The organism is Streptomyces sp. NBC_00271 (assembly GCF_036178845.1).
In the GTDB taxonomy this organism is placed as follows: Bacteria; Actinomycetota; Actinomycetes; order Streptomycetales; family Streptomycetaceae; genus Streptomyces.
In genome coordinates, this window is record NZ_CP108070.1 from 4,471,328 (window position 1) to 4,484,453 (window position 13,126).

At 70.9% G+C, this 13,126-nt stretch carries 8 protein-coding genes; 2 read left to right on the forward strand and 6 right to left on the reverse strand.

What is annotated here, in order from left to right; translation table 11 throughout:
- Positions 1-125: 125 nt before the first annotated feature.
- From OG798_RS20775 to OG798_RS20785, 3 genes are all read right to left on the reverse strand, one after another.
- Positions 126-4,223, reverse strand: a complete 4,098-nt coding sequence (locus OG798_RS20775; RefSeq protein ID WP_328757501.1) for an Rne/Rng family ribonuclease — start codon at positions 4,221-4,223, stop codon at positions 126-128.
- A 261-nt stretch (positions 4,224-4,484) separates the two neighbouring features.
- Entirely contained in the window at positions 4,485-5,261 is a 777-nt protein-coding gene (locus OG798_RS20780; RefSeq protein WP_095854700.1) for a TIGR03936 family radical SAM-associated protein, read from the reverse strand.
- A 48-nt stretch (positions 5,262-5,309) separates the two neighbouring features.
- Positions 5,310-6,506 (reverse strand): hypothetical protein, encoded by a 1,197-nt coding sequence (locus OG798_RS20785; protein WP_328757502.1) that lies wholly within the window; start codon positions 6,504-6,506, stop codon positions 5,310-5,312.
- 184 nt (positions 6,507-6,690) lie between these two features.
- Here OG798_RS20785 and OG798_RS20790 point away from each other — a divergent pair, with 184 nt between their 5' ends.
- Entirely contained in the window at positions 6,691-7,275 is a 585-nt protein-coding gene (locus OG798_RS20790; RefSeq protein WP_067370074.1) for a TerD family protein, read from the forward strand.
- A gap of 72 nt (positions 7,276-7,347) precedes the next feature.
- Here the strand turns inward: OG798_RS20790 and OG798_RS20795 are convergent, their stop codons facing one another.
- Together OG798_RS20795 and OG798_RS20800 are read right to left on the reverse strand one after the other, a co-directional pair.
- The gene (locus OG798_RS20795) at positions 7,348-8,451 is read right to left on the reverse strand and encodes a hypothetical protein (protein WP_121418490.1); all 1,104 of its coding nucleotides are present in this window, start codon (positions 8,449-8,451) and stop codon (positions 7,348-7,350) included.
- A gap of 131 nt (positions 8,452-8,582) precedes the next feature.
- Positions 8,583-11,129, reverse strand: coding sequence for an amino acid permease (locus OG798_RS20800; RefSeq protein ID WP_257016815.1), 2,547 nt, complete (start codon positions 11,127-11,129; stop codon positions 8,583-8,585).
- Between the two features lie 503 nt (positions 11,130-11,632).
- Between OG798_RS20800 and OG798_RS20805 the strand changes: the two genes are divergently transcribed.
- Positions 11,633-12,103 (forward strand): VOC family protein, encoded by a 471-nt coding sequence (locus tag OG798_RS20805; RefSeq protein ID WP_267061765.1) that lies wholly within the window; start codon positions 11,633-11,635, stop codon positions 12,101-12,103.
- A 427-nt stretch (positions 12,104-12,530) separates the two neighbouring features.
- On the opposite strand, the gene OG798_RS20810 is transcribed toward OG798_RS20805, so the two are convergent.
- A complete protein-coding gene (locus OG798_RS20810; protein ID WP_267061766.1) occupies positions 12,531-13,118 on the reverse strand; it encodes a GNAT family N-acetyltransferase in 588 nt (195 codons plus the stop codon).
- Positions 13,119-13,126: the final 8 nt, after the last annotated feature.

The following is a 13,126-nucleotide window of genomic DNA, read 5'->3' on the forward strand; positions in this document are numbered from 1 at the left end:
GCGCGTCAGGGGACACGCCGACGGTCTAGGTTACGGGGCCCGGCTTGAGGGGTCAAACCGGGCCACCGTCATGCGGTCGGAGCAGCGGAGGGACCGACTTCCGTCAGCCCTCCGCCGGTTCCGCGTCAGTCCTCGGTGGTCGCCGAGACGGACGAACGGTCCTGCTGCTCGGCCGCCGCGGTCTTCTTCGCGGTGGTCTTGGCGGCCGTCTTCTTCGCGGTCGCCTTCTTGGCCGTGGCCTTCTTGGCGACCGTCTTCTTGGCAGCGGTCTTCTTGGTGGCGGCCTTCTTCGCCGTCGCCTTCTTGGCCGTCTTGCGGGCGGCCGTCTTCTTGGCCGGGGCCGGGGCCTCGGCGTCCGTCTCGACCGCGGTCTCGGCCGCCGTCTCGACGGCCGCGGGGGCCTCGGCCGGCTCCGCCGAGGCCGACGGGACGACCATGACGGCCGCCTCCTCGGACGCGGTGGGCGCGGTGGCCTTGCGGACGGCGCGACGACGCGGGCGGGCCGGCGCGGCGCTCTCGGCGGGCGCCTCGGGCTGCGGCTCGACGACCTCGGCGGCGGCCTCCGGCACGGGCGCCGCGACCGGTTCCGTGACCGTCACCGCGGCCTCTTCCGCCGCCTTCGGGGAACCGGCCGGAGCCGACACCTTGCGGGTGGCGCGACGACGCGTACGGCCCTTGGGAGCGGCCTCGTCCTCCGGTACGGCGACCACGGGGGCCGGAGCGGCCTCGGCAACCTGCGTGACCTCGGGGGCCTCGGCGACCGGCGCCTCGACGACCGGGTCCTCGACCGCGACCGGCTCGGACTGGGCGGCCTCGTGGGACGTCAGAGCCCGCTCGGTCCGCTCGGCCCGCTCCTCGCGGCGGCCCCGGGGAGCACGCTCCTCGGCCTTCGGCGCACCCGCGGGAGCCGACGCGCGCCGGGTCGCCCGGCGCCGCGAACGGCCGCCACGGGAAGCCGCGGCCTCCGCCTCGGCGGCGCTGCTGTACAGCTCCTCGTCCGGCTGGAACTCCTGCTCGACCAGAGCGACGGGCGCGGCGACCTCGGCGGCCACCTCGGCCTCGCTCTCGACCGTCTCCGGCTCCTCCGCGATCTCGTGCGTGTGCTCGAGCTCGTGGTCGTGCTCGTGGACCTGCTCGGCACCGCCACGGCCGCGCTTCTTGCGCTTGCCGCCGCCTCCGACGGAGGTCGGCTGCTCCATGTGCACGATCACGCCACGGCCGTTGCAGTGGACGCAGGTCTCCGAGAAGGACTCCAGCAGACCCTGGCCGACACGCTTGCGCGTCATCTGCACCAGGCCCAGCGAGGTCACCTCGGCGACCTGGTGCTTCGTACGGTCGCGTCCCAGGCACTCCAGAAGGCGCCGCAGCACCAGGTCCCGGTTGGACTCCAGGACCATGTCGATGAAGTCGATGACGACGATGCCGCCCAGGTCGCGCAGCCGCAGCTGGCGCACGATCTCCTCGGCCGCCTCCAGGTTGTTCCTGGTCACGGTCTCTTCGAGGTTGCCGCCCTGACCGGTGAACTTGCCGGTGTTGACGTCGACCACGACCATGGCCTCGGTCTTGTCGATCACCAGCGAACCACCGCTGGGCAGCCAGACCTTGCGGTCCAGGGCCTTCATCAGCTGCTCGTCGATGCGGTACGTCGCGAAGACGTCGACCTCGGAGGTCCACTTCGAGAGGCGGTCGGCCAGGTCGGGCGCGACGTGGGACACGTACCCGTGGATGGTCTCCCACGCCTCGTCGCCGCTGACGATGACCTTGGTGAAGTCCTCGTTGAAGATGTCGCGGACGACGCGGACGGTCATGTCCGGCTCGCCGTACAGCAGGGACGGCGCGTTCGAGCTGCCGCCGTTCTTCGCCTTCTTCTGGATGTCCTCCCACTGCGCCTGCAGTCGCTCGACGTCGCGGCTCAGCTCGTCCTCGCTCGCGCCCTCGGCGGCGGTGCGGACGATGACGCCCGCGTCCTCGGGGACGATCTTCTTGAGGATGGTCTTCAGGCGCGCGCGCTCGGTGTCGGGCAGCTTGCGGCTGATGCCGGTCATCGAGCCCTCGGGCACGTAGACCAGGTAGCGGCCGGGCAGGGAGACCTGGCTGGTGAGGCGGGCGCCCTTGTGGCCGATCGGGTCCTTGGTGACCTGAACGAGGACCGACTGGCCGGACTTCAGCGCGCTCTCGATGCGGCGCGGCCCGTTGGCCATGCCGAGCGCCTCGAAGTTGACCTCACCGGCGTAGAGCACGGCGTTGCGGCCCTTGCCGATGTCGATGAAGGCGGCCTCCATCGACGGCAGCACGTTCTGGACCTTGCCCAGGTAGACGTTGCCGACGTACGAGGTCGACTGCTCCTTGTTGACGTAGTGCTCGACGAGCACGTTGTCCTCGAGGACGCCGATCTGGGTGCGCTCGCCGCTCTGGCGGACGACCATCACGCGCTCGACGGCCTCACGGCGGGCCAGGAACTCGGCCTCGGTGATGATCGGAACGCGACGACGGCCCTGCTCGCGCCCTTCACGACGGCGCTGCTTCTTCGCCTCCAGGCGGGTCGAGCCCTTGATGGACTGGACCTCGTCGGACGGGTGCTCGTCCTTCTTGCCGCGCGGCTCGCGGACCTTGACGACCGTGCGCTCGGGGTCGTTCTCGCCGGGCTCGGCCTCGGGGCCGGAGTCACCGGCGCGACGACGGCGCCGACGGCGGCGACGGCTGCTGCTGGAGCCGGAACCGCCCGGCTCGTCGCGCTCGTCCGCCTCCTCGGCGTCCTCCTCGGCCTGCTCGGCGGTGTCCTCGGCGTCCTGCGCGGCCTGCTCGGCGGCGTACTCGTCGTCACCGGCCTCACCGTCCGCCTCGGCGGACTCGCCGCGGCGACGGCGACGGCCACCACGACGGCGACGGCGGCGCGAGCCCGCGGACTCCTCCTCGGACTCGTCGTCCTCGACGCCGTCCTCGACGTCCTCGGCGGACTCGTCGGGCTCCTCCACCTCCTCGACGGGCTCCGGGGCCGGTGCCGCGGGCGCCTCCTCGACGGCCCGGCGGCGACGGCGACGGCGTCCGCCGGTCTCCTCCTCGACGGCCACGGGTGCCTCGACGACCTTTTCGGCCTGGGGGGCCTCGGCGGTCTCGGCGGCCACTTCCGCCGCCTCGGCGGCGGCCGCGGCGGCGGCCCGCTCCGGCGTCTGGAACATCGGCTCGGTGAACACGGGCGCCTGGAACACGGCGACGGCCGGACGCGCGGGCCGTCGCGCGGACTCGGCCTCCTTCGGCGCGGGGGCGGAGAAACCGACAGCGGCCTTGCGCGTGGCACGGCGGCGGGTCCGGCGCGGGGCGCCGTCCTCGGCGGTCTCGGCCTCGGCCGTGGTCTCCGCCTCCGCGGCGGGCTTACTCTCGGCCTCGGCCGCGGGCTTGCTCTCGCTGGGGCTGGTCTCGCTGGTCACGGGCGCCTCCACACGCTCGTCGGCGGCGTCGCCCTCGGGCGCACCGGCGGGCGCGGAGACGCGCCGGGTGGCGCGACGACGGGTGGTGCGGCGGGGTGCGGCGTCCTCGGCGGCGGGGGCCTCTTCGGCCTGCGCCTCGACGGGCTCCCTGACGACCTCAGGGGTCTCAGCGGCCTCAGGGGCCTCAGAGACCTCAGGGGTCCGAGCGGTCTCGGTGGTCCCAGCGGCCTCGGCCGCCTTGGGCGCACCGGTCGGTGCGGAGGCACGACGGGTCGCACGTCGACGCGGACGGGCGGCGGGCGCCGCCTCCTCCTCGACGGCGGGGGCCGCTTCGGCAGCGGGGGCCTCTTCGACCTGGGCCTCGGCCTCGGTCTCGGCGGCCGCGGGCACCACGGTCTCCGCGGCCTGGGCCGCCTCTGCCGTCACCGGCGCACCGGCGGGCGCGGACACCCGGCGGGTGGCGCGGCGACGCGTACGGCGGGGAGCGGTGTCCTCGACGGGCTCCACCGGCTCGGCGGCAGCGGCCTGAGCCACCGCCTCCTCCACCGTCGCTTCGGTCTCTTCGGTCTCGAGAGCCTCGGGGGCCTCGATGACCTCGGCGGCGGCCATGGCCTCGGCGGATGCCACCGGCGGTATGGCCGGAGCCGTGGTCTCGGCCACGGACTGGGACTCGGCCGCGCCCGTGGGCGGGCCGGCCGGACGCGACGCCGCACGGCGGCGGCGCCGCGGCGGCAGGGTGTCGCTCGGAGTGTTGTTGTTGTCGGAACCCTCAGTGGGTTCGGTCGGCTCGAGCATGCGGGTGGATCTCCCGTCAGGCTCCCGGGCGCCGCGCCTGGTCCGGCAGTGCCGGTGACGTCCGCGGCTCGCGCGATGCGCGGTGCCGCCGTCCGGGGCGCGGGCGCCGCACGGGAGCTCTCTGTGTCCTGTCTCGCCGGTTCCGTACGCCATGTGTGCGTACGGCCTGGCGAAAGTCTTCTGGTCGGTGCGCTGCCCGACCCAGGTGGCTCCCGGATCCGAGGGCGGCGCTACGACGTCCGTCCTTACGCGGGACCTTCCTTACGCCGACGCCTTCGCGGCGGCAGTTTCGGCGGCCCCTGTGCGATCGGCTGGGGCGGCCATGACTGCCTCGCGGTCGGGCGCGAGCGGGTCGGTCACCGTGCCGGTCTCTTCATCGAACAGCCCCTGCGCCAGCCTGGTCACCGCTGCGGCGACCGGCGGCGCCAGGTCGGCCACGGCGCGAAGACCGGACAGGACGTCGTCGGGTCGTACGGCAGGCGTCACGTGCCGAACAACCAGGCGCAGTATCGCACAGGGCTGGTCGGTCGGCCTATCAGCCTGCGGACTGTGCGCCTCGAGGCTCGCCACGGCACCGCGGGCGTCGAAGGTGCGCATCCCGTTCTTGGTCCTGCGCTGGACTTCCACCGTGTCGGCCGCCTTGAAGGCGTCGACCGCGCGCTCCGCGTCCTCGGGCGCCACGCCGTCGAGGCGCAGCTCCCACACGGACGCGGTGAGCCGGTCGGCGAGACCCGAGGTGCGGGCCTCGACCGCCTCGATGATGTCGAGCCCCACGGGCATCGACTCGTCGAGGAGTTCACGCAACTTCTGAGGGTCTCGCGTCTGGGTGAGCGCGATCTCCAGGTACTCCGCCTCGCTGCCTGTGCCGGTGGGTGCGGCATTGGCGTACGACACCTTCGGATGCGGTGTGAACCCCGCCGAGTACGCCATCGGCACCTCGGCACGGCGCAACGCACGCTCGAAGGCGCGCTGGAAGTCACGGTGGCTGGTGAACCGGAGGCGGCCGCGCTTGGTGTAGCGCAGTCGGATGCGCTGCACCGCGGGTGCGGGCGGCGGGCCTTCGGGCTGTCGCTTGCCCAGTGTCGTTCAGTCCTTCGTGAGAGCGGTCGTACTGCTACCTAGAGTACGTGTAGCGGCGGCTCCCGGTTCCCGCTGGTGCTTCGCCAGGGGCACCCGCTCGGGCTCCCGGGGTGTACCGAAGAGCATGCGGCGGATGTCCGCGCGGGTCTGCCGTGCCGACTCGCGGGCGGTGGCCAGGGCCTGCCGTGCCACGCGGCCCACGCCGCGCGCGGCCTCGGCGGCGGGCCGCAGGACCGTGTCCCGGACGACGTGTCCGACCGGTGTCAGCACGCTGCGGTACACCCAGCGCACGGGCTCCACGAAGATCCACCGGAAGAGTCGTCCGAGGAACCGGCCGACGGCGAGCGAAAGGTGTCCGGCCACCCGCCAGGCGTGTCCGAGTGCGTCCCCGACCTCCCGCGCGACGACGGCGAGGACCCGTCCGACCGGCACGATCACCCAGCGCCACAGGGCGAGCGCGGGCAGCACGAGCAGGATGCGCAGGGTCCAGTAGAGCGCGGCGCCGATCCCGGTGAAGATCATCCGTACGAGCCACCCGAGTCCGCGCGCCGCCCACGCGATCGCCCGTCCGACGGGGGCGAGGATCCACTCGTACAGCCACAGCGCCGGTACCACGATCAGATGACGGACCAGCCAGGCCACGACCCGGTACGCCCCGAGCGCGACCGCCGCGACCCCGATCCCCAGGCCCCTGAGCAGCCAGGCGACGGCCCGCCCGACGGGGGTCAGCACCCGGGCGTACACCCAGGCGAGTACGGCGCCGATGCCACGGAGCACCCAGGCGAACCCGGCGCCGAGACCGCGGAGGACCCACATGAGCCCGGCGCCGATGCCCCGCGCCACCCAGGCGATCGCGTGTCCGACCGGCGTGAGCACCGTCTCGTACATCCACACGGCGGGCACGACGAGCAGCACGTACCCGAGCCACGCCAGCGCCTTCCCGACCGGCACCACGGCGTACCGCCACAGCGTCACCCACGGCCAGACGAACACCGCCCAGGCAACCCACTGGAACACCCGCCCCACGGGGCGCAGCACGGTGTCCCGCAGAAACCTTCCGCCGACCACCAGGGCGTCCCACAGCATGCGCACCGGCACGACGAGCACGAGGACGACGATCCGCACGGGCAGGCGGATCGCGACCGTGAGGCACCCCTCGGCCGGTACTGCGGGTCGCTCAGCAGGCGACTTTTCCAGGTCCATACCGTTGTAGACGCGTCAGTGCCGCATCTGGATGCACGCCTGGAGGCCGGTTGCACTCCCGGTGGAACTTCCGGCTGCTGTTCCGCCCCGCCAGGAGCAGCTCCCAACCCCCGCCAGGGAAGCGCCAGGAACTCCGGGCACACTTTGCCTGTCGCAGTCCCGTCTCCAAGAGGATGATCCACGCATGATTACGCTCACCAAAGAAGACGGCCCGGCGGATCTGGACGGAGTCACCCATCTGTCCATCGGAGTGTCCTGGGATCCCACCGCGGGCAGCAGCGGTGGAGTGATGGGCGTACTCCGCCGCAAGACCGGCACCGACCTGGACCTGATAGCCATCGCGATGCAGGGCACGGACCCGGTGCGCCTGGCGGGCCTCGACTCGCTCGACCCCATGGGCAACGGCTCCCTGGTCCACAGCGGTGACAACCAGACCGGGCGCGGGGAGGGTGACGACGAGACGTTGACGGTCGAGTTCGCCCGCATACCGCCCAACATCACGGCGATCGTGTTCATCGCCGCCGCCTTCAAGAAGGGCAGTTCCTTCCAGAAGGCCCGCAACATCAGCTTCAAGGTGTACGACGCGACCGGCGGCACCACTCAGCAGGTCGCCGACATCTGGCCGAGCCTGCTCACCCAGGACAACGGGTGCGCCGTGGCCAAGGCCGTTCGGGTCGACGGCAGCTGGAAGCTCGAGGTCATCAATGTGACGGGGAAGATCAAGCAGGGTGACGAGCACGCCCTGATGCGCTTCGCCGTCAGCAAGTAGTCCGCCATCAGTAGGTAGAACGGGGTACCCGGGGTACCTGTAGGACTCCGGGTACCCCGGAAACCCCGGGTACTACATACGCCGAACGGCCCGCGCCTCCGCCCTCTCGACGGGCGTGCGGCCGTAGACATGGACCAGGGCGAGATGGAACAGGGCGGGCGCAAGAGGGGCCCAGCGGTGGATCCGATCCGCGCGCAGCATGTACGTGACCACTGCCGCGGGGCGGAAAGGCACGTAATCGATGGTCTGATGCTCCCATCGATCCGCGACCCCTCGGCTCATGCGCGCTTGCAGGCCTTCTCCGGTCAAGTCCTTCAGCCTGGCAAAGAAGTGGGCGCTCCAGTGGCGCTTGTCGACGTCCAGCACGAAGGCGAGCAACTCGAGTGCGTACTCGTGGGGTTCGAGGGACAGCTCCTCCCGCATGCCGCGCCGGGCCACCGCATGCACGTCGGGGGCGCTCCTGCCGGACGAGTCGATGTGCCGTGACATGCCTTCGTTGACAGAGGAGTTCCAGACACCCGGGGCCATACGGACCCGGTCACTGCGCTGACTGACGACCAGCAGGTCGTCGGCGGTCACCACCGCCACATTCGCAGCGAAGCTGCACTGCAGAAACGCGGGTGCCCGCAGCGGATCGTCCGGCGTGAGATACCGGGAACGAGGGGTCGTCCCGTCGGCCAGTCGTCGGTCGAGCTGCTGAGCGGCGAGAAAGGTGTAGTAGTCCGTCGGGCGAAGCCTCAGGTGGACCACGGGTTGCTCTTCGAGAGCGGTGCGCGAGACGTCGAACGACTCGACCGCGTAGCGAGGGCCGTTCCACAACGGAGTCCGCCCCTCCGCCCGCAGACGCTCGCTCTCCGCCTCGATCTCGGCCCGCCAGCCGTCCATGTCCGCGGGCAGCTCGATCTCCGCGTCGAGCACTCGGACGTGGACCGCTTCGGCGGGTACGGGCGACTCGCCGTCCCCTTCGACGATCAGGGCGGACGTATGCAGAGGGCCCATGGAGAAGGTCCTCCACGCGGGACTGGACTTCTCCCGCTGGCTCAGGCCGCGCACCGCGCGGGTGGAGCGAGTACGCAGCCTGAACCAGCCGTCCTGCAACGGTTGCTGGAACAGCACCGCACACAGCATCCCGAGTACGGCGCCCACGACTCCGTTGGCCACATCGATCCCGCCCATGCCAGGCAGCGTAGGCAAGTTGATCACGCCACGCGCGATCTTGCCCTTACCGTTACGGCCGACTCGGATCAGCGTGGCAGTCTCTGTGACCGACAGGAAACCGGCTCGACCTGTTCGGACCTCGGGAGGTGCTAGTGGCCGTCCGTCGGCGGCAGGTCCTGCTCGGTCCAGATCGTCTTGCCGGTGGGTGTGTAGCGCGTGCCCCAGTGGTGGGTCATCTGGGCGATGATGAACAGACCCCGGCCTCCCTCGTCGTCGTTCGCGGCGTGCCGCAGATTGGGCGTGGTGTGGCCGGTGTCGGAGACTTCGCAGATCAGGGTCCGGTCGCGGATCAGGCGTACCTGGATCGGGCCGCCGACGTAGCGGATGACGTTGGTGACCAGTTCGCTGACGATGAGCTCGCTGGCGAACGTCAGGTCGTCCAGCCCCCAGTCGCGGAGCTGCTTGCCGACGGCGGTGCGGATGGTGGCCACCGCCGCCGGGTCCGGGGGCAGCTCCCACTGGGTGAACTGGTTCCGGTCGAGCAGGCGTGTGCGGGCGACGAGCAGCGTGGCGTCCTCGTCCACGGCCCCGGGCAGCAGGGTGTTCACCGCTCGGTCGCACAGCTCTTCGAGGGACGCTCGGTGGTCGGCGATGATCCGGGACAGCTGCGCGAGTCCGGCGTCACGGCTGTCGGCCGCCTGGAGGAGGCCGCCCGTGAAGAGGGCGACGAGACTGCCCGGCGGGAGCTCCAGATCCGTGCTCTGGTAGGGCAGGCCACCGATTCCCAGCGGCGGTCCGGGGGGCAGCTCCGGATGGTCGACGACACCCGTGTGCGGCTCGACGACCAACAGCACCGACTCCCCGGCCCGCGCCAGACTGCACTTCCCCGAGACGGGGTCGTACACCGCGTACAGGCAGGTCACGCCCAGGGCCTCGTCGGCCTTCGGTCTCAGGTGGCCCGGGCCTTGGCCGGCTCCGCGCTCGTGCGCGGTCTGCTCGACCAGGTCGTCCAGGCGGGACAGGAGCTCGTCCGGGCTCAGGTCCAGCCGGGCCAGCACGCGTACACCCGTGCGCAAGCGGCCCATGGTGGCCGCGGCGCGCAGGCCGTGACCGAGCACGTCCCCGACGACCAGGCCGACCCGGGTGCCCGACAGGGGGATGAGGTCGTACCAGTCGCCGCCCACCCCGGACCCGCTGTCGGCGGGCAGGTAGCGGCTCGCCGCGTCGACGGCGGCGTGCGGCGGCAGGCGGCCCGGCAGCAGGCTCCGCTGGAGTTTGAGGGCCACGGCGTGGCCACGGGTGACCAGCGGCATCAGCAGGAGACCGAGCAGCAGGGCGCCCAGGCCCAGGACGGTGACCCCGCCCGTCCTTCCGATCAGCGGCAGGTCGACGCTGGTCCTGCCGTATTCGGCCTTCGCGTAGACGACGAAGGTGGCGTAGAGGAACAACAGGAGCATCATCAGCCCGCCGAGCCCCGGCAACACGCCCTTGAAGATCAGGTCTCTGGCGCTGCGGGTGAGGACCTTGCGGTGGTACCAGACGCAGGCGAAGCCGGTCAGTCCGTACTGGAACGCGATCGCGAGACCGACCGAGTCGATCGAGTCGGCCAGGACGTTCTGGCTGAACGACGACAGCAGGACCAGCACGGCGATCGACACCGCGCCCATGCCGATGGTTCCCCAGGTCGGGGTGAGAAATCTGCGGTGGACCCGGGCGAACCGGGCGGGGACGGCCTTGTGGACCGCCATGGAGAAGACGGTCCTGGCCAGGGGCAGGATGGTGGTCTCCGCGGAAGCCAACGCCGAGGTCAGCACCATCAGGATCAACAGTCTCGACAGAAGCAGCCCCGTGCCGTCGCCCCCGAACACGGCGTCGCCCAGTCCGGAGAACACATCGTTCGCGTTGTGCGCGTTGCCGAGCCCGATGCCCGAGGTGCCGACTCCCGCGAACGCCTGCGACGAAGTGGACACCAGCCCGTAGATGATCAGGAGCAGCACAGTGGACATGACCGCGGCGCGCCCCGGGACGCACCTGCTGTCGACGGTTTCCTCGTTGACCGTGAACGCGGTGTCCCAGCCCCAGTAGATGAAGACACCCGCGAGGATGCCCGAGGTCAGCGCCCTTGCCGAGGGCACCTCGAACGGGTTGAACCAGGAGGCGGAGACGTGGATCGCCGTCGGGGGAGGGTCGGTGTAGACCTTGACCAGTGCGGCGACGGCGAACAGGACCAGCATCGCCACTTCCAGGCACAGCAGCCAGCGCTGGACAGCCGCCGAGAACTCGATGCCGACGTAACAGATCGCGGTCAGCACGACGATCCAGGCGATGCCCGCCACGGTGGTCCACAGTCGGCTCTCCGCCAGTCCGTCCAGGCCCACCAGCCGGAAGCCGTAGGCGGCGGCGATCTCGGCGAGGCTCGCCATGACGATGATGTTGGCGACGATGAGGCCCCAGCCGCCCATCCAGCCGGTGCGCGGTCCGAAGGCGCGGGTGGCCCAGGTGAAGGTGGTCCCGCAGTCGGCGTTGCTCGCGTTGAGCTCCCGGTAGGCGTACGCGACCAGCAGCATCGGGATGAACGCCAGCATGGTGACGATCGGGGCCTGCAGTCCGACCCCGGCCACGATGATGCCCAGCGTGGCGGCAAGACTGTATGCCGGGCCGGCGGAGGCCAGGCCCATGGCCACCGAGGAGAACATGCCCAGGGCGTCGTTCTTGAGCCCTTTCCGGCCGGACCCCGTACCGGGAGCGGGGCGGCTTGCAGACTCGGCGCCGCCAAAGTGCCTCACACTTGATTCCAACGCCGGGCCACTCCCCTCCGCAACAGCGCAGGGGCAGCAGAAAGGCCCGAATCGGACTCGGACCCACTCCACCAGTGAGTGGAAGTCCACCACTGAGCGGATGTCCGAGGCACCTCCGGGCGGATGTCCGAGGCACCTCCGGGCGGATGTCCGGGGCACGTCTGAACACCGCCAAGGCCTCGATCACCCGATCGAGTCCCGCGCCCACCTCAGTGCGCGTGACCGCTCCCTGCGGGGGCCGGTGCGGCGTTCTCGACCGTCAGTGGCAGAAGCTTCTGAGCTGCGGCTGTGGACTTGATCAACGCTGCGACTGCGACCTTGCCGCGATCCACCGATGAGTTCCGCCTGCTGCGCCGGTCTACCGGGACGTACGCCATCGAGCCACCGACTGGAGACCCACCATGACCAATCCCGCACACCCCGGCCGCATGCTGTTCGTGAACATCCCCGTAGCCGACCTCGATCGCAGCAAGGAGTTCTTCGCCAAGCTCGGGTTCAGCTTCAATCCGAAGTTCACCGACGAGACCGCCGCCTGCATGCTGGTCGGCGAGCACGCCTTCGTCATGCTGCTCAGCCGCGAGAAGTTCGCGGAGTTCGCGAAACTGCCGATGGCCGATCCCACCACGCACACGCTGGCGTTGTACTGCTTCAGCGTGTCGTCCCGCGATGAGGTCGACACGGTCAGCGCCACCGCGCTCGCGGCGGGCGGCTCCGAGGCGGATGGCGCCGAGGACTACGGTTTCATGTACTCACGCAGCTTCTTCGACCTCGACGGCCACGGCTGGCAGGTCATGTGGATGGACCCGGCGGCGGCGGAGCAGGGCCCCGAGGCGTTCGCGGCCTCCACGCAGGACGCCGTCACCCCGGCCTGACCCACCGCGTTCCGCACCTGCGCCGTCGTCGTGCGGCCGACCGCCACGCCGAGAGCCCCTCCCGGACGGGGAGGGGCTCAAAGGCCACACAGCCTCGCACAAGCCTGGAACGGGCCCTCAGATCCACTCCACCTCGGAGACGATGTGCAAGGCACTCCCAGGACCCGGCAGGGGCGTCCGAGAGGACACCGACGGCGCCGACGGGCGAGGGGGCGAAGCGCCCACCGCGGCCGAGTGAGGACGAGGTGGCGGCCGTGATTTCGAGTACCTCGCTCACCTCAGTGCGCGTGACCGGTCCCTGCGGGGGCCGGTGCGGCGTTCTTGACCGTCAGCGGCAGCAGCTTCTTGCCCGTCGGGCCGATCTGGATACTCGTATCCATCTGCGGGCGGACGCCCACTCACCGCCGCGACCTGACCTGCCGAACGATCAGATATCGCCCTGGACGAGGGCATGCAGATGCTCGTCATGCCATCCGTCCGCGTGCAGCAGCGCACTGCGCATGGTGCCTTCGAGGGAGTATCCGGCCTTGTCCGCAACACGGCAGGATGCCGGGTTGGCCACCGAGTGACACAGCCGCAGACGATGCAGGCCAAGGTCGTGCAGAGCCCACTCGCTGACGCGCTTCGTGGCCTCGACCACCACACCGCCCCCACGCGCCGCGGGGAGGATCCAGTAGAGGATCTCGGCGCTGCCGGCGCGGAGGTCGATGTCGCCCCACCCGATCAGTCCCACGGCCTCGCCATCCGGTCGCGCGATGGCCCAGATCGCACTCAGCTCAGCCCGCCACCGCTCGTGCATGCGTTCAATCCTGCGGCGCGCGTCTTCTGACGTCTCCACCAGCAGGCGATTCCACTGGCAAACCCCGGGATCCTGACTGGCGGCCACCAAGACGTCGGCGTCGGAGAGACGCCAGGGTCGCAGCTCCAGGCCGCATGGAAGGCCGAGCACCGGCTGGTCCATCTGGGCCATCTGCCCCGCCGGAACGACTGCTGGTATGCCTGAGCCGGAGATCATCGCGGCAT